At 40.1% G+C, this 21,238-nt stretch carries 21 protein-coding genes; 15 read left to right on the top strand and 6 right to left on the bottom strand.

The features are described 5' to 3' along the window. Positions 1-2: 2 nt before the first annotated feature. Both PQ478_RS10050 and PQ478_RS10045 read right to left on the bottom strand, forming a co-directional pair. Positions 3-1,454 carry a spore germination protein gene (locus PQ478_RS10050; RefSeq protein WP_289236755.1) on the bottom strand — a complete coding sequence of 484 codons (1,452 nt, stop codon included), beginning with the start codon at positions 1,452-1,454 and terminating at the stop codon, positions 3-5. After that, positions 1,451-2,530, bottom strand: coding sequence for an endospore germination permease (locus PQ478_RS10045; RefSeq protein WP_289236754.1), 1,080 nt, complete (start codon positions 2,528-2,530; stop codon positions 1,451-1,453). The genes PQ478_RS10050 and PQ478_RS10045 overlap by 4 nt, the downstream gene beginning before the upstream one ends. A 446-nt stretch (positions 2,531-2,976) precedes the next feature. On the opposite strand from PQ478_RS10045, the gene PQ478_RS10040 reads away from it, so the two are divergent. Next, positions 2,977-3,153 carry a hypothetical protein gene (locus PQ478_RS10040; RefSeq protein ID WP_175585135.1) on the top strand — a complete coding sequence of 59 codons (177 nt, stop codon included), beginning with the start codon at positions 2,977-2,979 and terminating at the stop codon, positions 3,151-3,153. Between the two features lie 51 nt (positions 3,154-3,204). Here the strand turns inward: PQ478_RS10040 and PQ478_RS10035 are convergent, their stop codons facing one another. Then, entirely contained in the window at positions 3,205-5,124 is a 1,920-nt protein-coding gene (locus PQ478_RS10035) for a bifunctional metallophosphatase/5'-nucleotidase (RefSeq protein WP_289236753.1), read from the bottom strand. Between the two features lie 285 nt (positions 5,125-5,409). Between PQ478_RS10035 and PQ478_RS10030 the strand changes: the two genes are divergently transcribed. The 3 genes from PQ478_RS10030 (at position 5,410) to PQ478_RS10020 (ending at position 7,051) form a co-directional block, all read left to right on the top strand. After that, positions 5,410-5,562, top strand: coding sequence for a hypothetical protein (locus PQ478_RS10030; protein ID WP_289236752.1), 153 nt, complete (start codon positions 5,410-5,412; stop codon positions 5,560-5,562). 471 nt (positions 5,563-6,033) lie between these two features. After that, complete coding sequence (locus tag PQ478_RS10025; protein WP_289236751.1) at positions 6,034-6,489, top strand: GNAT family N-acetyltransferase; 456 nt, start codon at positions 6,034-6,036, stop codon at positions 6,487-6,489. A 241-nt stretch (positions 6,490-6,730) separates the two neighbouring features. Further along, a complete protein-coding gene (locus PQ478_RS10020) occupies positions 6,731-7,051 on the top strand; it encodes a hypothetical protein (protein ID WP_289236750.1) in 321 nt (106 codons plus the stop codon). Positions 7,052-7,114: 63 nt separating this feature from the next. On the opposite strand, the gene PQ478_RS10015 is transcribed toward PQ478_RS10020, so the two are convergent. Together PQ478_RS10015 and PQ478_RS10010 are read right to left on the bottom strand one after the other, a co-directional pair. After that, positions 7,115-7,543 carry a hypothetical protein gene (locus tag PQ478_RS10015; protein ID WP_289236749.1) on the bottom strand — a complete coding sequence of 143 codons (429 nt, stop codon included), beginning with the start codon at positions 7,541-7,543 and terminating at the stop codon, positions 7,115-7,117. Between the two features lie 26 nt (positions 7,544-7,569). Continuing rightward, entirely contained in the window at positions 7,570-8,121 is a 552-nt protein-coding gene (locus PQ478_RS10010) for a hypothetical protein (RefSeq protein ID WP_289236748.1), read from the bottom strand. Between the two features lie 382 nt (positions 8,122-8,503). On the opposite strand from PQ478_RS10010, the gene hutU reads away from it, so the two are divergent. From hutU to PQ478_RS09970, 8 genes are all read left to right on the top strand, one after another. After that, on the top strand, positions 8,504-10,174 hold the full coding sequence (hutU, locus tag PQ478_RS10005; RefSeq protein WP_289236747.1) for a urocanate hydratase: 1,671 nt from the start codon (positions 8,504-8,506) through the stop codon (positions 10,172-10,174). Positions 10,175-10,187: 13 nt separating this feature from the next. Continuing rightward, on the top strand, positions 10,188-11,462 hold the full coding sequence (hutI, locus tag PQ478_RS10000) for an imidazolonepropionase (protein ID WP_289236746.1): 1,275 nt from the start codon (positions 10,188-10,190) through the stop codon (positions 11,460-11,462). Beyond that, on the top strand, positions 11,459-12,454 hold the full coding sequence (locus tag PQ478_RS09995; RefSeq protein ID WP_289236745.1) for an agmatinase family protein: 996 nt from the start codon (positions 11,459-11,461) through the stop codon (positions 12,452-12,454). Before hutI ends, PQ478_RS09995 begins: the two co-directional genes overlap by 4 nt. 53 nt (positions 12,455-12,507) lie before the next feature. After that, on the top strand, positions 12,508-13,848 hold the full coding sequence (locus PQ478_RS09990; RefSeq protein WP_289236744.1) for a YjiH family protein: 1,341 nt from the start codon (positions 12,508-12,510) through the stop codon (positions 13,846-13,848). A 198-nt stretch (positions 13,849-14,046) separates the two neighbouring features. Beyond that, the gene (locus tag PQ478_RS09985) at positions 14,047-14,943 is read left to right on the top strand and encodes a cation diffusion facilitator family transporter (protein WP_289236743.1); all 897 of its coding nucleotides are present in this window, start codon (positions 14,047-14,049) and stop codon (positions 14,941-14,943) included. Between the two features lie 21 nt (positions 14,944-14,964). Continuing rightward, a complete protein-coding gene (locus tag PQ478_RS09980) occupies positions 14,965-15,456 on the top strand; it encodes a hypothetical protein (protein WP_289236742.1) in 492 nt (163 codons plus the stop codon). A gap of 180 nt (positions 15,457-15,636) precedes the next feature. Then, the gene (locus PQ478_RS09975; RefSeq protein WP_289236741.1) at positions 15,637-16,005 is read left to right on the top strand and encodes an ArsR/SmtB family transcription factor; all 369 of its coding nucleotides are present in this window, start codon (positions 15,637-15,639) and stop codon (positions 16,003-16,005) included. Then, positions 15,998-18,136 (top strand): heavy metal translocating P-type ATPase, encoded by a 2,139-nt coding sequence (locus tag PQ478_RS09970; RefSeq protein ID WP_289236740.1) that lies wholly within the window; start codon positions 15,998-16,000, stop codon positions 18,134-18,136. Before PQ478_RS09975 ends, PQ478_RS09970 begins: the two co-directional genes overlap by 8 nt. A 41-nt stretch (positions 18,137-18,177) precedes the next feature. Here the strand turns inward: PQ478_RS09970 and PQ478_RS09965 are convergent, their stop codons facing one another. Beyond that, positions 18,178-18,549, bottom strand: a complete 372-nt coding sequence (locus PQ478_RS09965; RefSeq protein WP_289236739.1) for a hypothetical protein — start codon at positions 18,547-18,549, stop codon at positions 18,178-18,180. Positions 18,550-18,715: 166 nt separating this feature from the next. Between PQ478_RS09965 and PQ478_RS09960 the strand changes: the two genes are divergently transcribed. From PQ478_RS09960 to PQ478_RS09950, 3 genes are all read left to right on the top strand, one after another. Beyond that, positions 18,716-19,540 (top strand): STAS domain-containing protein, encoded by an 825-nt coding sequence (locus PQ478_RS09960; protein WP_289236738.1) that lies wholly within the window; start codon positions 18,716-18,718, stop codon positions 19,538-19,540. A gap of 126 nt (positions 19,541-19,666) precedes the next feature. Continuing rightward, complete coding sequence (locus PQ478_RS09955; RefSeq protein ID WP_289236737.1) at positions 19,667-20,521, top strand: YihY/virulence factor BrkB family protein; 855 nt, start codon at positions 19,667-19,669, stop codon at positions 20,519-20,521. Between the two features lie 162 nt (positions 20,522-20,683). After that, the gene (locus PQ478_RS09950) at positions 20,684-21,043 is read left to right on the top strand and encodes a VOC family protein (RefSeq protein WP_289236736.1); all 360 of its coding nucleotides are present in this window, start codon (positions 20,684-20,686) and stop codon (positions 21,041-21,043) included. Positions 21,044-21,238: the final 195 nt, after the last annotated feature.

Genomic DNA, 21,238 nt, shown 5'->3' with positions numbered 1-21,238 from the left:
GCTTACTTCCTCCTTTTAGATAGCATAGACGCAGTAAATCTCTTTCGATTAAACGGGTTAATTAAAAAGGCGGCTAAAAACCCTTTATAATCAAGAGATACTACGGGCTCAAGGTAGGACAATTTAAATGATTCTAGTTGACTAAGGTACATGAGGATACTCAAAAAGCTAAGGACCAATCCATACACACCAAAGTAAGTAGCAAACAATAAGGAATAGATACGTAAGATTGTCACAGTTCCTGTTAAGGATTGATTGACAAGTGTGTAAGTTGCAACCGCTGATACAGCAATTACAACAAGCAGGGTAGGAGAGGTTAGGCCAGCACGAATGGCCGCATCTCCAATAATTAATCCGCCTACAATGGAAATCGTTTGCCCGACCGCAGTCGGCATTCGAATCCCAGCTTCCCTGAGGAGTTCAAACAATATCAGTATGAGTAAGGCTTCAATCGGCAGTGACAAGGGGAGCCCTTCTCTGGATACGACAATTGTTGCGAGCAAAGCAAAGGGAAGTTGATCTACATTTACATTCGTTATTGCTATATAGATCGCAGGCAGAAAAATCGCCGCTAGTAAGCCAATTATTCGCAGTAAGCGTTGAAATGCTACTATAAAATAAGGGAAATGGACATCTTCCGGGGACTTTAACAACACAAATAAGTTTGTTGGTCCAATCAACACACTTGGGTTACCGTCTACTACGAGAACGAATCGTCCGCGCAGCATGCATTCAATTGCAAAATCTGGTCTCGTAATATAATCAAAATGAGGAAAAAGAGAAAACGTACGATCAGAAAGCCATTGCTCTAACTGTCCGCTGCTCGTAACACTCTCCGTTTCAAGCTTTTCTAAACGGCTGCGTATTTCATCAAGAGCCTTAGTATTTGCTTTTCCTTGTAAGTAGAGCAAGGAAACTTTAGTGTGACTTAACGAACCAAGTTCAAATGTCTCATTATAGAGAGTTTCGGTTTTTAGCCTTTTTCGAATAAGTGATATATTAACTGGAAGCTCTTCAGTGAATCCGTCTCGTGGTCCTTTTAATGAAATTTCAGTTTTTGATTCCTCCGGAGTTCGTTGCGGCAGCTTAGAAATATCAACTGAAAAAAACCAGGAGTCTCCTTGTTTATAAAAGAGTAAAAAACCTGAAAATACACTTTTCCTCATCTCACTTATAGACATAATTTTACGAATAGGAGGGAGAGAGCCTTTGTCGCTCGTTGGACAATCATCAAGTATATAAGTAAGCAGATCGTTAAAGTACTCATTATATTGAGAGGTATCGGTCATGCCTTCACAATAGAACGCAAGCACAGATTCATGTGTGTCTGTCGGGACAAAGACGATATCTGCACTACCTTTAAATAAGGTTATAATGCTCTCTTCTTTCAGCTCCCCTTCGTTTAATGCATGTTCTAACATCCCAGTATCTGTTTCAGTCTTTTTGTTTCTCATAGAGTAGTAAATCCTTTCTTTTTAGGTAGGAAGCTAATGATAAAAAGGATCAGCGTCATCCCAATTCCAAACAAAAAAATTGATGGGTAAAAATACATTTTCAACGCGGTTTGCATCCATATATCACTAAGATGAAGCACTAGAGCACTTCCGAAACCAAGAGCAGGGATAACAATTAAGCTGAATCTCGGTATAGGCGCTTTTACTCTAATTAGATCTGGGAGCAAATATAAACTTAGAGCGATTCTAATAATTGTCCCGCATAATAGCTGAAAAACAGCTAATGCATCAACATGAGACACATGGTCGCCAATTGTAACTAGGCGCCATTGCTCGAAGGCGGGAAAACGTAAATCTGCTGCCACATTAGGACCAAAGGCAGACAATGCCCCCATAGTCGGTCCAATAATTAAACCTGCTAAGATCGTGATCAGTAGAATTACATATCCATACGTAATTGGTTTATTGAAATAATGATGCAGCAAAAAGAGAACGAGTAAATCGACGCTTCCTCCTAGGATAATAATGATCCCATGAAAAATGGATGTATCATCAGCAAAGATTGGAAATAAAAAGGAATAATTTTTGCTCTCTATTGTAGCAAATGCTACAAAATGCCCTAACAGCCAAACGAGTGGCAGCAATATAATTGATGAGTAGACAATCATTTTTAAGCCCTTAAATGCTGACCACACACTTAATAAAAGAAAAGGAATGACAACAATCCATGTTGGCGTCATAGGCATAAAGTAAATTTTCACAGAAGCAATTAAATCAAAAAAAGAAATAAATCCTATCAGGACGATGTAAAGGAAAAACATAGATATTATGAAATAAGCAACAACTTTACCTGTACGTTCGCTTAACCAAAGTCCAAGGGGCAGCCGTTGTTTATTTTTAGAGAGAATATAAGTAATAAGCCCACCCCATGCAAGCAATATCACATACGAAATGAGCACACAAACCCAAGCATCTCGTTTAGCCGTTCCAAGCAAGTGAGGAACAATTAACACATGGTTTGAAATTCCGATAAATAAGATAAGTACAAAAAGAAGCTGCACCCGAGAAAAGGTCATAACCTAACCACCTACTACATCCGTTTATGGTAGGTTTTGATTCATTTTGTTAAATTATGCTTATAAGATGAGAAAGGTATTTAACAGAGGGGCTACTTCAGTTAAGTTATAATGAGAGATAAACTGAGAAAAGAGGGAACAGCAAATGGTTGAATTTACATATGAGCGAAAAAAAAAAGAGAAATAGCACCGGGTCTACCTCATCTAATTTAGCCTATTTGTCGTTGTAAACTCCACTTCATTTATCATAAGAGGGGAATACCCGCGAGCGGTGTCTAGCTTTATTCTTTTTATGGTTGTGTTTTATTTCAGCCTGAAAGAGAAATATTGGGCTATCTTGGTCGTTAAAGGGATGGTGGGGCTGTACGCGACCGTTTTAGTTATTATCATTATTGTTCTTTTATTGCAATAACAGGTGCCAGATTACATACAAAGGAGGGGGAAGTGTGTCCCAATTAGTAGATATTCTAATGGCCTTACTCATCCCTATTTTACTTATCATTCTAATAGTTTTAATCGTAAAGTGGATAGGTTCTATCAAGCCTCCAAAGCCGGATTCAGAACTAGAAGAAATCAAAAAGCAGCTTGATCGAATAGAGAATAAAGTCGATAAATCAGGGTGAAGGAGGAACGCACAGAAGCAGTTAACTTCTGTGCGTTTTGCGTTTAACCTTTTACTTTACTTGAATTCGGTCTCCAACTTCTGGAATGTCCTGACCTGACTGAAGCGCGTTAATCAAGATCGTACTTAGTAATTCTCCGCTGTCAAATTCAATGTTCTCTACGCTGAACATATCAAATCCGTCTCCGCCTGCTGCTGTAAAGTTATTGGTCGCAACCGAATAGGATTGACTTACATTAAGTTCTTCCCCATTTACAAACACTTCATCAACACGACTTCCTGCAGGCTGGGCTGGATCAAACGTAAACGTTAATCCTGACACATGCAGGAATCCACCATTTTCCTCTGGATAGACTCGTACGGAATGTTCAAGGGCAGCTAAAATTTCTTCACCTGTTAGCGTCGTTCTTACCAAGGTGTTATCGAAAGGAAGGGTAGTGAACACATGATTTCTAGTCACTTCACCTGCTGGAATGGACGCACGGATTCCGCCGCCATTTGTTACGGCGATATCTGTTTCAAGTTCATTGCGCATTGCATCGGTAAGAAGGTTGCCAAGGTTTGTCTCCTTCGTGCGAACATTGACTCTTTCACCATCAAGACGCTCTTTCGTTGTAGCGATTACTTCATTCATTTCACGATCTACTTCTTCTTTATAAGACTGAAGAATAGAAGAGATCTCTGGATCTTCTGTTTTGTCCGCATGATCTCTATATAAGAAGCCATTCACACCAACTAATTGATCATTATGGAAAATAAGATTTGTATGACCTAGAGCTTTTCCGTATTCAAATGCTTGAGTCACATAGCCATGCTCGTATTTAACTGGCGTTTCTAATGTATCGTGGCTGTGTCCGCCAAATATCACATCGATACCCTCAACTTCATTTGCGACCGAACGATCCGTTTCTAAACCTGAATGAGAAATAGCAAGGATGGAGTCTACCTGACCTTCAAGCTCGGCCACAGCTTCTTTTGCTGCCGTAACTTCATCTTCAAACGTAATGCCTTCAATACCTGAAGGATTCGTTTTCTCCGCTGTGTCTGTGGCTGTTAAACCAACAAGAGCGATTCTCTTTCCGCCTTTCTCAATCATTGTATAACCATCTAGATAAGGGTTACCATCCTTTAGAATATTGGCACTTACTAGAGGGAAGTCTAGTTTATCTTTCAATTCGAGAAGATAGTCTTGTCCGTAGTTAAAGTCGTGATTTCCCGGAACCATTGCATCATAACTCATGGCATTCATCGCTTCAACAGCCGCTAAGCCTTTGTTAAAGTTAACGTAATTTGTGCCGTGGAACGTATCTCCTAAATCAACTAGAAGAGTCGGATTCTCGTTGCGGGCCTGGTTTGTCAGCTCGCTGATTTTTGCTAATCCTAATTCACCATTTTCCGAGTTATGCATGATTCTGCCATGCATATCATTCGTATGAATCACACTCACAAAATCAAGCTCATTTTCTAAGCTGTCAAAGATGCTTTTCATTTCCTTTTGATTTAAAGGCTTTTTCGGCTGCAATACATTCGTTGCATCAATAAGACCTAATGCTTCTGCAGCTGCAAGCTCCGCGTAATAAGAAGAGTCGATTGCCTTGAAGTCTCTATAAGACTCAAGTAATTCTTGAGAATACGAATCTCGTAAATTAAGTGCGCGAATTAAGAATACATACGCCTGTTCACGAGTTACTTTTTCATTAACACCAAATGGCGATTCACTTACCTCATCCTCAGATACAATGTTCGTGCGGATAGCCGCTTCGAAATAAGGTTTTAATTCATCATTAACATCTGTAAAAGGAACCTCTCCATCTTGTAAATCAATCCCGAGATTCGTTACTAATTCCTGTACAAAATCTCCTTTTGACACTGGCTCATTCAAAGATTTTGCATCAGCCATACTCGGCAAAAAGCCGGAGAATGCGAGCAATACAGCTAACAGGGAAATAAGTATACTCTTACGATTCTTCATATAATCACTCCTTATCTAGTAATGTATAAACACTTATTAGTATAAGGGAGAAAAGAATTCAAAAGATTTATTTATCTTAAAATGGCAAGAAATAGACTTTAAGTCACGGATTTTTTCTAGTAACAAAGAATGTCATAGTGTACATAATAGGGTAGTCGCAAATATTAAGTTAAAGATTCATTGTTTAATAAAACTCATTCGATTATAATCTAATTAGATAATTATCTAATCATTCGGATTCTGAAAACAACGCCACTTTTTTTTCGATTGAAAGGAGGGGAGACATTGTCATTGTTTAAATCGTGGAGAAAAGAAACAAATTATCAATTTCTGTTTTGGGCGGGGATGATTAATGGGATAGGCAGCAGAATAAGCCAGATCGCCATATTTGGGCTTCTATATCAATTGACAGGTTCAGGAATGGCCATCGGTTTGTAGGGTTAGGGTTTATTTTCAGCTCAATATGCTCTAGCTTTCTAAAGCGATCCTTATTAGCACTAACTGTTCTTTTTATTGCCTTTGAAGGCCTTGGACATTTATTATTAAGTATAGTTCCATCTTTTTCCACAGCTATTTACGTTATCATATTCATCACATTTGTGGGTGGATTAAGTAATATTTGTATCGATACGGTGATGATGAAAGTGATACCGCGCCGAAAGCTAGGGACTATTTTGGGTTTTATGCAAGCTATATCAAATACAGCGCTCAGCTTATCAATGGCAACCGCCGGATTTCTTTTAGAAGTTTTTACTCCTAGAGAGTTGAGTTTAATTGTAGGAGTAGCATACATTGCCTTCACTATCTTATATTCGATTCTGTTTATGAAATTGAATCTTGTAAAGGAGAAAAGAGAGTTATTGAGGGTATGAAATCTGCGTAAAAATCGATAAAAGGAGTATTGAAGATATGGAAGTTAGATTGTTAAATGCGAGTGAGAACCCACCTATGGACCTGCTGTTGCTCGCAGACCCCTCTGAAAAATTAATAGCAGACTACATTGAGCGAGGGGAATGTTTTATTGCTGAGGAGTCCGGTGGAATAATTGGTGTGTTAGTATTATTGCCTACAAGGCCTGACACAGTTGAACTAGTGAATGTAGCTGTATGTAAAGACATGCAGGGCCGGGGAATTGGCAGGAGATTAGTAGAGTTTGCTGTAGATTCAGCTAAAAAACAGGGATTTAAAACAATTGAAGTAGGAACCGGTAATTCAAGTATTGGCCAGATCGCACTTTATCAAAAATGCGGATTTCGAATGATAGGAGTAGATGTGGACTTTTTCATCAGACATTACGAGGAAGAGATTTATGAAGGTGGGATTCAGTGCAGGGATATGGTCCGGTTATCGCAGGATTTGTTGTAAAAAAGTACTGATGCAAAGTGGAGTAAATTGGTATTATAAATATAAAAGAACAATTGCTACTAATGTAATACCATACTGTTTTCATACCAATGAGGTGACCAAATGCTGGATTTCTTCTTTTCGAATTTATTTTACATTGTATTGATTATAATAGTCTTGCTGTTCATACGTATAAACTCTTCCTATTCCAAGCGCAGGGCTAAAGTAAATGAAGATTTGAAACAGCTGCAGCAGCGAATGAATGAGCTTGAAGAAAAACATAGCCCTTATAAGGAGAAGTGAGGATCGCATGGATAAAGAAACATTTAAGAGTCTAATGACATTCGGTGCTATAGTTGGTACGGCAGGTTTAATTATATTATTATTCAGTGTTAACATTGGTCTCGGGCTATCTCATTCTTGGCTAAACTCACAAGGCGGAATGGCCGATACTCATCTTTTTGAGACAGTTACGAAAAGCTATACAACCGCCATTATTATTATTGGCGGTGTACTATTTGCCTTAGGTTCTGCTGTTATTACCGCCGTTCAATTTATAGATCGGTTGAAACCTCACGAATAATAGATTACTTGAGTAAAATGAAAGTAAAAGACGCTTCCTCAAATGGAAGCGCCTTTTTAAAATTTATGCTTCAAAAACCTTTCCTAATTGATTAACCCACGACTTTAACGCGTGATGTGTTGTCACTATTTTAATAGTCGCCCCGGTTTCTGTTCCCATCTGACTATTAATTTGTCCGCCGTCTAATGTTATGTAAAGAGTTATTTCTTCTTTATTATGTTCATCAATTACATAAAACATAGTAAGCTCTGGTTCTTGCGGTGTAATATAACCCGAACCTGGCTGCAAATCGAGATTGCTAATTTGTTCTTTTAACGTAGCAATATCTCCTTGTGTCCAGCTAATCGTTCTGCTTACATCCGCATAACCGAACGAAAAGGAAAGAATAAAATCTACTTTATAGTTGCTGTCACCAATACTTTCTTTCTTCATAAGTTCCACTTTTAATTCTGTTTTACTTTCATCATAAAATACATCTTTTAGTGAGACCATTGCTAAGAACCCCTTTATTTTTTATTTTACCAGTTTTGTCGCTGCCATACTGCCTTAGGTCTGGTTTGTTTGTATGTTGTTACAACTGTTTTACCTGTTTTATCAAGAACTAAAGCGACCTTGTTGCCAGAATGGTACAAAATTTTTGCGCCTGTGTTTTTATCTACATACTTTGTACCATAAGCCATTGCCTGCGCAAAAGCAGTAGATGAAATTTTACGTTCTGCTGCTCGTTGTGCTGCATGCTTTGTAACATTTTTCACTGCTTGTTTTCCTACCCATTGTGTGACTAAACGAACAGCAGCTGCTATAGCAAACGGAACGAGCGGGGCAACCATTGGTTCCATAATAGGCTGACTTGCCTGATCAAATTCTGAACCCTCGTCTGTTGCATTATCATAAAATAATGATTGTTCTACAAGCGGGATCACAGTATCATCAACTAAGTAATCTGTAATATCTACATCTTCAATAAGTTCGCCTTCTTCTGCAAGTGCATTTAATCCCGGGATGAAAGCAGTGAACACCATTGATAAAATCATGATTTGGATTATGCTATAAGAAATTTTTTTCTTCATTTTTTTCTCCCTGTGTCCGTTAGCAATGGCTCGAGAATTATTAAACAACATAATCTTCCAATCAGACAACCTTAATTAGGAAACTCAGGTATTTTTATATATTTATAGATACTCTTCCACACATTCTTTATCTCTTATTTATAGATAACAGCGTAAACTTTTTACTTCCTTTATAATTTTGTGTTTAATCAAATTTAGTTAAGCTTTATCACAGAATAGGCTATTTATATACGGTTGAAGCTTAACAATGGTCAACTATCCATAAACATGACAATATGACCAAAAACTTATGCAACAAATCATAAAATTAGCATGAATCTATAAATAATATCAAGAATAATCTGTATACAATTAAATTAATACAACTAGGGGGTAGGTAAAAATGAATACGGTTACAAACGGTAAAGTTAAACGTTATACAGGAACCAAGCTCAACACAAAAGGCTGGCAGCAAGAAGCGGTATTGCGTATGTTGATGAATAACTTAGATGCGGATGTAGCGGAACGTCCAGAAGATCTTGTTGTTTATGGAGGGATCGGAAAGGCTGCTCGTAATTGGGAAAGCTTTGATGCGATCGTTGACAGTTTGAAGAAGTTAGAGGCTGACGAGACCTTGCTTGTCCAGTCGGGTAAACCCGTTGTCGTTTTTAAAACACATACGGATGCTCCGCGTGTATTACTTGCTAATTCAAACATCGTACCAGCGTATGCAAACTGGGAGACCTTCCACGAGTTAGATAAGAAAGGCTTAATGATGTACGGGCAAATGACAGCGGGGAGCTGGATCTACATCGGCTCGCAAGGAATTGTACAAGGCACTTATGAAACGTTTGCCGAGCTTGCTAAGCAGACATTTAATAACACTCTTCAAGGCACGATTACGGTAACGGCCGGTCTTGGCGGCATGGGCGGGGCTCAACCGTTAGCTGTAACAATGAACGGTGGCGTTTGTATTGCCATTGAAGTTGACGAGACACGAATTGACCGCCGCATAGAGACTCGTTACACGGATGTGAAAGCGACTACTTTAGATGAAGCAATCAAACTAGCGGAGGAAGCTAAGCGTGAAGGCAAGGCATTATCCATTGGGCTGCTAGGCAATGCTGCTGATCTATTGCCTGAGATGATTAACAGAGGGTTTATTCCAGACGTATTAACCGACCAAACCTCTGCTCATGATCCATTAAACGGCTATATTCCATCTCAAATGTCATTAGAAGAAGCGGCAGAACTAGGGGCAACGGATGAGAAAGAATACGTGAAGCGTTCAAAAGCGTCAATGGCACAGCATGTTCGAGCGATGCTTGAGATGATGAACCGCGGGGCTGTGACGTTTGATTATGGTAATAACATCCGTCAGGTAGCTAAAGATGAAGGGGTAGAAAATGCATTTGATTTTCCTGGTTTTGTACCGGCGTATATCCGCCCACAGTTCTGTGAAGGGAAAGGGCCGTTCCGCTGGGTAGCGTTATCCGGAGACCCTGAAGATATTTACAAAACAGATCAAGCGATTCTTCGTGAGTTCGGTGATAATGAACATCTTTGTAACTGGATCCGCATGGCGCAGGACAAAATTCAATTTCAAGGGCTGCCGTCTCGTATTTGCTGGTTAGGTTACGGAGAGCGTGCACGATTCGGAAAGATTTTAAACGACATGGTCGCAAGCGGCGAGTTAAAAGCACCAGTCGTTATTGGGCGTGACCACCTTGATTCAGGTTCGGTTGCCTCACCTAACCGTGAAACAGAGGGAATGAAGGATGGGTCAGATGTAGTCTCTGACTGGCCGATTTTAAATGCGATGGTTAATGCTGTCGGCGGTGCAACATGGGTTTCTGTTCATCACGGAGGCGGAGTAGGAATGGGGTATTCTCTGCATGCGGGCGTCGTTATCGTAGCAGATGGTACGAAGGAAGCTGAAGCTCGCATTGAACGCGTTCTGACAACTGACCCTGGGATGGGTGTCGTCAGGCATGCAGATGCAGGATATGACCTTGCTAAGAAAACAGCACGTGAGAAGGGTATCAATATGCCAATGCTAAAAGACGAGAACTAAGAGGAGAGATAACATGAGTAAAGCTATATTTATAAGACATGCAAATGAAGTGATTACGTTAAAAGGAGGCTCAGATGCGCCTCTTACAAAAGAAAGAATGGAAGAGCTTCATATTATTAAAGGCGGAAGTGTGTGGATTGAGGACGGTAACATTCAAGCGGTAGGAACAGACGAAGAGATCCTAGCAGACTATCAAAATCGTTTGGATGAAGCTGAAGTAATCGATGCTCGCGGAAAAGTGGTCGCACCTGGTTTTGTAGACCCGCACACTCACCTTGTTTTTGCTGGCAGCCGTGAAAATGAATTTAACATGCGCCTAGAAGGGTCCTCTTATATGGAGATTATGAATGCAGGAGGCGGCATTCATGCTACAACGCGCGCCACAAGAGAAGCAGGTCATGAGCAGCTTTTCACTGAAAGCAAACGACGCTTGGATAAATTTTTAATGCATGGTGTGACTACAGTCGAAGCAAAGAGCGGTTACGGGTTATCACTTGAACATGAAATGAAGCAGCTTGAAGTAGCCAAAAAACTAAATAACTCTCATTGTATCGATATCGTTTCCACCTTTATGGGAGCTCATGCGGTGCCTGGTGATTATAAAGAAAATCCAGATCAATTTGTCGATATTGTGATTAATGAAATGATCCCAAAAGTCGCTGAAGCAGGGCTAGCTGAATTTAATGATGTGTTTTGTGAACATGGGGTGTTTACGCCTGAGCAATCAAAACGCATTTTAGAAGCTGGTCTCAAGTATGGACTGAAGCCTAAGATTCATGCGGATGAAATTGAACCTTACGGCGGTGCGGAAACAGCAGCAGAAGTTGGGGCAGTGTCTGCTGATCACCTTTTAAAAGCATCTGATGAAGGGATGAAAATGATGGCTGATAAAGGAGTCATCGGTGTTCTCCTGCCTGGTACAGCCTTCTTTTTAATGGCCGAATCAGCAAATGGACGCAAAATGATTGATACCGGCGTTCCCGTCGCACTCTCTACAGATTGTAACCCAGGATCATCGCCGACGGTTTCCTTGCCGCTCATTATGAATCTCGGATGCTTGAAAATGGGGATGACACCGGCAGAAGTCATTACAGCAACAACGATTAATGCGGCACATGCCATTAACCGTGGTCATGAAGTGGGAAGTATTGAAGTCGGGAAGAAAGCAGATGTAGTCATTCTTGATGTTCCAAATTACATGCAGCTTCAATACCATTACGGCGTCAACCATACCGAAACTGTTATTAAAGGCGGCAAGGTCGTGGTAAATGGGGGAAGGCTGATATGAGCAGCTATCCATACCCGCTCTTAAATCCGCCGCCATTCAATTGGACCAGGGGAGAAAATGTTACAGAACCTAAAGTGCATCAATGGATAGAGCCCATTGATGCACATCATCAAGAAGAATGGGCAGCCTATGATGCTGTCATTCTGGGAGTTCCGCTATCCCGCTCCTCTATCTCTGCATCAAGTGCAAGCGAGAATCCTGAGGCTTTTCGAAGAGCTTGGAAGTCATTTACTACGTATAACTTAGATGAGGATCTCGATTTATCATTACTTCGAGTTGCTGATTTGGGTGATGTGAGGGAACATGTGACAGACATTTCAATCTGCCACAAAAACATTCGTGAAGCGATGAAAGCCATACAGTCAAATCATCCAGATGCCCTGCCAATCATGGTTGGAGGAGATCATTCGATTACGGCACAGCTCATCAAAGGCTATAAAGATATCCATCCGAAAGAGCGAGTGGGCATTCTGCAGCTCGATACTCATTTTGACCTGCGAGACCTTACAGATAACGGTCCTTCAAACGGTACGCCGATCCGAAACCTGCTTGAGAATCAGGTGGTTCGCGGGGAGGATGTATACAATATTGGTTTGCACGGCTTCTTTAACGCACGTTCGCTCAAGACGTATGCTGATGAAGCTGGTGTGAATTATATTACGATGAAAGAAGCCCGTAAGAAAGGGATCGAACATGTAGTCAGTGAAGCCCTCCGCGAGCTCGAAGCGAAGGTCGATAAAATCTATTTCACGGTTGATATGGATGTATTAGATATCAGCGCAGGACCAGGTGCTCCGGCTGCTACTCCTGGCGGGATGTACGTTCATGAATTATTAGAAGCCGTTCAAGCCGCCGGTTCTTCAGAGAAAGTGTGTGCGATGGATATTGTCTGCCTTGATCCAACAAAAGATGTAGCGCAAGCGACCGTCAAAACAGGGGTTCATGTGATGCTTTCCTTTTTAACTGGTTTTATGCAACGAAAAGAGCAGTAGTTGCTGCTCTTTTAGCCTGCTTGAACAGATGAGGTATTTAAGGGGGAGAAGGGATGGAACAAGTAAACACTGCTTCAGAAAAAGAGGTGGAGCCAACACCAAGGCTGCACTCAACTTCAGCATTGATTAAGTTTTTTCTGTTTAGTGCCATTGGTATATTTGTCTTCTTTATCCCTATTACGATCGGCGAACGATCTACTATTCCGCTTGACCACATTGTACAATGGCTGACAGCCACATTCCCGACAGTCATTCCGTATTATGCGGGTATCGTAATTTTACTTGGGGCGATTTATCCATTTCTCACGAACAGTTGGAAAAAAGATCTAACCAATATGATTTTCTCAGGCTTTAAAGTGTTAGGACTTTTAGTGACAGTTATGATTTTATTTGGAATTGGCCCGGCATGGCTTATGACTCCAAGCATGGGACCCTTCTTATTTGAAAAGCTCGTCATTTCAGTTGGGCTGCTCGTACCAATTGGCGCCGTCTTCTTAGCTTTATTAGTAGGTTACGGATTGCTTGAATTTATCGGCGTCTTAATGCAGCCGATCATGCGTCCTATCTGGAAAACACCAGGTCGTTCTGCCATTGATGCTGTGGCTTCTTTTGTCGGCAGCTATTCTATCGGACTCTTAATTACTAACCGTGTATTTAAAGCAGGAAGCTACACGGTTAAAGAGGCAACGATCATTGCAACAGGCTTTTCAACTGTATCTGTGACCTTCATGATCGTTGTAGCGAACACCCTTGGCATTATGGATATCTGGAACTTATACTTCTGGACGACGTTATTTGTTACATTTGTAGTGACAGCAATTACCGTACGAATCTGGCCCTTAAGTAAAATCAGCGATGACTATATTACAGAAGAAGGCAAGCCGGAGGAAGTGATTAAAGGAGACCGTTTGAAACACGCTTGGAACGGGGCGATGAAGGCAGCTTCTGAGTCTGGGTCACTCATGAAAAATATAACAGGCAACTTGAAAGATGGGCTTTTAATGACGATGAGCATCTTGCCATCGATTATGTCGATTGGGTTATTAGGGCTCGTATTGGCAGAATATACACCTTTATTCGATATGTTAGGCTATATTTTCTATCCGTTTACAAGTCTGGTGCAAATTCCTGATGCCCTCCTAGCTTCAAAAGCAGCTGCCATCCATGTGGCAGAAATGTTTCTTCCTGCATTGCTTGTCGTTGAAGCAGAGCTTGTCACAAAGTTTGTAGTTGCTGTATTATCTGTTTCATCGATTCTCTTTTTCTCAGCTTTAATTCCTTGTATTCTTTCAACTGACATTCCAATCAGCATTCCTAAGCTGTTGGTCATTTGGGTACAGCGGACGATTCTATCGATTTTAATTGCAGCACCGATTGCTTATTTATTTTTATAAGTAACGTATGCCTCCTGGAGCGAGAAGCTTTAGGAGGTTTTGTGTTCAGGCAACTTTTTTGGACAAGTTTAGAAGTGTTAGCTTTCTATAATAAGTGTTCAGTGTAACAAAAAGATTGCTATAGACCCACATGAATGTCGTTTGGTAGGATAGACTAGCACGTTTGAACGAGAGAGAAAGAGTTATAGAGGTGGTTGCATGAGTAGCAATTTTAAACAAGCAGAAACAGCTACTTGGATTGGTATTGTTGTTAATGCGTTATTAGCTATTATAAAAGGGGTTGCTGGTTGGCTTACAGGGAGCCGTGCACTGATTGCAGATGCTGCTCATTCTGCATCTGATATTGCTGGGTCATTTGCAGCTTTGTTTGGACTTCGTACAGCACAGAAGCCTCCAGATGAAGATCATCCATATGGGCATGGGAAAGCTGAGAACATCGCAACCATTATTGTCGCCATTTTATTAATCATCGTAGGGGTAGAAATCGCTTTTTCTTCAGCAAAAGGGTTTTTAGGGGAAGCGCCAAGTTCACCAGGTTGGATTGCACTAATTGTTATATTATTTTCGATCGGTGTTAAAGAAGCGATGTTTCAATATAAATATAGACTTGCTAAAAAGATCGGAAGCTCTGTTCTATTAGCAGAGGCATGGCATCACCGCTCAGACGCCTTATCATCCATAGCAGCATTTATCGGTGTACTTGGATCGATCATTGGTACATACAGTAATAACCCGGCACTCCTATATTTAGACCCTTTAGCTGGCATTTTTGTCTCTTTACTCGTAATTAAAGTAGGGTTTTCGTTAGGAAAAGAATCGAGCTTGATTATGATGGAACAAGTATTAGAGGAAGAGAAAACAAAACCATTCATTGACACGATCTTAAGAGTCAAGGGTGTAAAACGCGTTGATGAACTGCTAGCAAGAAACCATGGTCATTATGTTGTCATCGATTTAAAAGTGAGTGTTGAACCTCATATAAGTGTAGAAGACGGCCATTCGATTTCAAAAAAAGTGAAATCAAACCTTTTAAGCACCCATCAAAATGTGAAGAAAGTGATGATTCATATTAATCCTTATAGAAAAGATGATTAATACAATCATGTAGGCAGTTAAATGATCGGCATATTTTATAAGAACCCCAATGAATTGGAAAAGAATAGAAATGTACTGTGTCTAGGTGTAAAATGGAGTAAAATACATTTACTTAAGGAGGCGACTACAGTCGATTTAATTATTCTTGCAGCCATTCTAGTCACCATTATTTTTACATCTATTGCAATCTTTCAAGTGCTCCTAAGTCTTGGTTACCCTTTGGGAGAAGCAGCCATGGGCGGTTATCATAAAATTCTGCCTGCTCCTCTTAGAATTGTCAGTGCGTTCAATGCTCTTATTCTTTTATTTATGGCGTATGTATTCTTAAAGCATGCAGGTCTGCTTACTCATTTTAATTCTAGTTTGCCAACTAATGTATTAGTTTGGGTGTTCACCGCTTTCCTTGGAGTGAATACTCTTGCAAACTTTGTTTCAAAAAGTAAGAAAGAAAGAGTCATTATGACCCCGCTCTCTGGAGTTGCTTTTATATTGTGTTTGATCATAAGTATGTAAACAAACCGCTTAAACAGTCTGAACTTAATCAGGCTGTTTTTTAATTACGTGAACTTTTTGTTGATCTTTTCATTACTAACACCAGCGTATAATATTCATTCAAACATTCATTTGATCATTTAAGCTAAATCCTGCTATACTATATTCAAACAAACATTTGATTGATTGGGAGGGACATATATGAGCAGCAACGATTCTTGTGAGATTTATAGCTTTGATGCAGAAAAGGTTACGCGTCTAAAAGGGGTAATTGGGCGGGAAGAACTAGGCGGGGTTGCACAGCTATTCAAAGCGATAGCTGACGTCAACCGGGCAAAGATCACATATTCTCTTTGTGAGGAAGAGGAATTATGTGTATGTGACATTGCAAATATTATTGGTTCCTCTGTAGCAACGGCCTCCCATCACCTGCGGACTCTGCATAAACAAGGCATTGTAAAATTCCGTAAAGAAGGGAAGCTTGCCTTTTACTCATTAGATGATCATCACATTAAACAGTTACTATTGATTGCTTTAGAACATCAGAAGGAAGGGAAGTCACATGACTGAAGTACGTGCTAGACAGTCAGAGGAAGAAAGTAAAACCTATCGTGTTCAGGGCTTTTCCTGAGCAGGCTGTGCCAAAACGTTCGAAGAGAACGTGAAGCACCTGGATGGTGTTTCTGATGCAAAAGTGAACTTTGGAGCGTCAAAGATTACAGTGACAGGCACAGTCAATATAGAAGAACTTGAGAAAGCAGGAGCATTTGAAAACCTCCAGCTTAGAGATGAACATGAAAAAGCTGAACCTCGCATTCCGTTTTGGAAGCAGAAAACGACGATTAAAGTATATATTGCCATTGCTTTATTACTGACGAGTTTTCTAGCTGATTATATGGTCGAAGAAGGAAGCACCCTGCCATTGATGTTGATTATCCTCTCAATTATTATTGGCGGTTATACGTTATTTATAAAAGGGCTGAATAATCTCATTCGATTAAAATTTGATATGAGCACATTAATGACAATTGCCATCATAGGTGCCGCGTTCATTGGCGAGTGGATTGAAGGAGCAGTCGTTGTCATTTTATTTGCCATTAGTGAAGCACTTGAGCGGTATTCAATGGATAAAGCAAGACAATCGATCGCCTCACTCATGGATATTGCACCTAATGAAGCTCTCATTCGCCGGACAGGGAAAGAAATGCTGGTCAATGTAGATGAGATCGAGATTGGTGACATTATGATTGTTAAGCCTGGTCAGAAGCTTGCGATGGACGGGGTTGTCGTTAAAGGCATGTCTACGATTAACCAAGCAGCCATTACAGGAGAAAGTGTTCCTGTGATGCGATTGGTGGATGATGAAGTATTTGCTGGGACATTAAACGAAGAAGGTCTGCTTGAGGTTAAAGTAACGAAGCGGGTAGAAGACACAACGATTGCGAAGATTATTCATTTAGTTGAAGAAGCTCAAGCAGAAAAGGCTCCATCCCAAGCCTTTGTCGATAAATTTGCCAAATACTATACACCGGCTATTATCCTGCTCGCGGCACTTATTGTTGTGATTCCGCCGACAATGCTTGGCGGGGAGTGGAGTGAGTGGATTTACCTTGGCCTTGCGACGCTTGTTGTCGGATGCCCTTGTGCACTTGTTGTCTCAACGCCGATTGCAGTCGTTACAGCAATCGGAAATGCTGCTCGTAACGGAGTGTTAATTAAAGGCGGTGTTTATTTAGAAGAAGCAGGTGCATTGCGTGCGATTGCTTTTGATAAAACCGGTACATTAACTAAAGGGGTCCCAACTGTTACAGATATGGTGACATTAAACGGCGAAGAAGCCGAGATCTTATCTATTACTGCAGCAATTGAAAAAGGATCCCAGCACCCGCTGGCTTCAGCTATTATGCGTAAAGCCGAGGAGTCTGGGTTAGACTTTCATGCGGTGCAAGTTGAAGAGTTTCAATCACTCACCGGTAAAGGAGTAAAAGCAAAGGTAGATGGTATTCAGTATTATGTAGGAAGTCCTGCCTTATTTCATGACCTGCATGAAGGTAATGACCCAGCTATTCACGATCAAACCATCAAGCTGCAAAACGAAGGTAAGACAGTGATGGTCGTAGGGACAGAAAATGACATTTTCTCTTTAATTGCTGTGGCAGACGAAGTAAGAGAATCATCTAAAGAGGTCATTCAAAAGCTTAATCGAATCGGTGTCGATACAGTGATGCTGACAGGCGATAATAAAAGAACAGCTGAGGCGATCGGCAAGCAGATAGGGGTTAAAGACATTCAAGCAGATCTCCTGCCAGAAGATAAGCTAACCTATATTAGAGGGCTCAGCCAACAGCACCAGCGTGTTGCAATGGTTGGTGACGGGGTAAATGATGCACCGTCACTTGCGGCATCAACTGTAGGAGTGGCGATGGGCGGTGCAGGAACAGATACTGCGCTTGAAACCGCAGATATCGCTCTAATGTCAGATGATCTCAGCAAACTTCCTTATACGATCCAATTAAGCCGCAAAGCACTCAAGATTATTAAGCAAAACATTACCTTTTCCCTTGCGATTAAGGCATTTGCTCTTCTTTTAATCGTTCCCGGCTGGTTGACGTTATGGATGGCTATATTTGCCGATATGGGAGCCACATTGTTAGTTACACTGAACAGCTTACGGTTAATGAAAATGAATGATGATGAATAAACAAGATGAATAAACAAATCCAACAACGCTTAAGCATGTGCTTAAGCGTTGTTTTTCTTTCTCGTAGATTGAATGCTCGAACTTACATACCGCACGAACCATATTCCCGCTATAAAGAATAATGCAGTAAATGCGACAGCTAGATCTCTGCCAACAGGATTAAACCAGCTCGTTTCAGTTGGTAAGAAAAACATCGCTAGAACAACCGAGAGAACTAAATGAACTAGATTAGCAGCCAATAAGAACTTAACCTCTAATTTAGTTGAGAGAATACCTGCTGTAACGACATACAATAAGGACCCTATAAATAAAAAGTCCGCATCCTCTTGCGTAAGGTTTTGGCCGAACTCATAAAAATGAAACAAAAAAGCGGCTGGTATTATACTAAACACTATACTTATTGTTCTTATCATTTTTTCTCCTCTTCTACTAATCCCGGATATTGGTTTATGCTACTATATATTAACATAATTTGTTTTTGTGTTTACAAATGTTAATAAACAGGTAATAGATAAAAGCTTGCTAATTTTAAACCTACATAGCAAAATAGAATTAATGATAAAAAAAGGGGTAATAGGAATGCAAAGCATGTATGAATTTTTTAAAGAGAGAACTTGGGATCTGACAGAACAATGGTATGCGAACCTAGATAACTCACTTGAAGGTGTGTATGGTTCGAAAAGTGAAAAAGAAATTAACCAGTTAAAGGAACAAAATCATCAATTTCACGTTAATTTTTGTGAATTATTTAATGAAAATGCCACGGATACACACGCAAGGTTTAATGAATGGTTAGATGAAATTGCAAAAGATCAATCTCATCTCAATACTCCATTAGACCAAATTATTGGCGAATTTTTTAATGTGAAATTTCTATACCATGATTTAATTCAAGATTACGTAGAGTATCTAGATAACAACCCTTCTCACGAAGAAGTGAATGAATGGCATCAAGTTGTTCGAAAAGCCTTTAAAGCGCTTATTCAAGAGTTCAGTAAACGTCATTTACAAGAGCAGGAACGACTATTGCAATCACAGCAGGAAATGATTACAGAGCTTAGCTCACCTGTTATTCTTATTAAAGACCAAATTGCAATTCTGCCATTAGTTGGAGATATTGATACATACCGCGCTAAAATCATATTTGATAAAACATTGAAGCAATGTAATGACTTACAAGTGGAACATCTTGTTATTGATTTATCTGGTGTGCCGATTATCGATACAATGGTAGCCAATCAAATTTTCCATGTCATTAGTGGTCTAGAATTGATCGGTACAGAGACAAGTTTATCTGGAATGCGACCAGAAATCGCACAAACAGCAGTTCAACTGGGCATCAGATTTAATGAAGTGAAATCTTTTTCCTCCTTATCCCAAGCACTAGCTAGAGTAATAAATTAATTGTAAGAGATGGTTGTCATTACTGATATCCATCTCTTTTTTTGTATTTGTGCACAAATTAAACTTTAGGGTTATGAAGGGTAAAAGAGGGAAAGGAAAGAGAAACAATCTTTGTAGGAGGACTTTATGAAAAAGATCATCTCATATGGCAAAGCATTGGCTACGGAGTTTTCCAATGATAATGTACCACTGCTCGCAGCCGCACAAGCCTATTATTATATTTTATCTTTCATACCAATGCTTATCCTTATCTTCTCTATCATCCCTTATTTAAACTTTGATCCTGACCAAGCAATGGGCGTGATCTCAAGCATTATGCCTGATGATACGTTCCTTGTATTTGAAGAACAAATTCTCAGCATCCTGACAGAACAGAGAGGAGGGCTTCTTACGGTAGGGATAATTGGCACCATTTGGTCTGCTTCAAACGGAATGAATGCATTTATTCAAGCTCAAAACGAGGCATACAACGTAAAAGAAACCCGCTCTTTTATTAAAGCAAGATTGTTATCAATCGCCCTAACATTAGGAATGATTGTAGCCTTCTTAGTTGCTCTCATATTACCAGTGTTTGGAGATACGATCATCAATTTTATTAAATCATTCGGTCATTTGCCAGTTGAGATGGAGGTTTTATTTAGGGTTCTTCGCTGGGCTCTTAGTATTACAATTACTGTGATTATATTTGCTGCACTATATCATTTTGCACCGAATGTGAAAACACCTTTTAAACATGCCTTACCTGGTGCAGTGTTCTCAACTCTATCATGGCAGCTGACTTCATTAGGCTTTTCAGTTTACATCAGTAACTTTGGAAATTATTCAGAGACCTACGGAAGTTTAGGCGGGATATTTATCTTAATGCTATGGTTCTTTTTAATCGGCATCATTCTCGTCGTCGGAGCAGAAATCAACGCGATTATTTATAGAAAAAGAAAGAAGAGAGTGTTGCAGTACGATCAGAAGACAACAACGATGTAGAGATACTCATTCATTATGAGTATCTTTTTTCTAGGCTTTAAAACAAGATCTGTTAGATTTAATATTTCACATGATATAATTACTATATATTGGAATACGCATTTCTGAATCAAGCAAGGAAAGAAAAATTAATACAAACAAATACTAGTGAGGAGATAGACTATGGGCAAAGTAATCGGTTTTGAAATCAGCAGTCAACAACCAGAAAAAGCTGCAGCTTTTTATACGGAAGTATTTGGGTGGGAGGTTTCAGAACCTCATTGGGATTATAGATCTGTTCAATATCAAACAACTGCGGAACAAAACGCTCTTATAGGCGGCATCAGTAAAGGCCCGAGAGATTTTCCTCACGGGACAAGAATCCAAATACAAGTGGATAGTCTTGATGAAACCATCGGTAAAGCAATCGAACATGGCGCAATGGTTTTAAGAGAAAAGATGGAATTTGATGATTTTTATATGACCTATATTGTGGATCCGACCGGCGTGTGCCTTGGGCTCATAGAAATGAAATCATTATAATAATAAGTAAACATTGTCGACTAGAAGCTTAGAGTTTACTCTAGGCTTTTTACCTAGAAGTACCTCATTATCACTTCGTATTTCCGCAGGATCGCCGCTCCTGAACTTTACTACGCTTTTCACGGGGAGCTAGTGAGCTTCCTCGGGCAACGCCCTGTGGGATCTCACTCCTGCTCTAGGCCCCGTAGAAGTCTC

The organism is Alkalihalophilus pseudofirmus (genome assembly GCF_029094545.1).
In the GTDB taxonomy this organism is placed as follows: Bacteria; Bacillota; Bacilli; order Bacillales; family Bacillaceae_D; genus Alkalihalophilus; species Alkalihalophilus pseudofirmus.
Note: the sequence above shows the minus strand (reverse complement) of the source record. Positions and strands in the feature narration are given on the sequence as shown.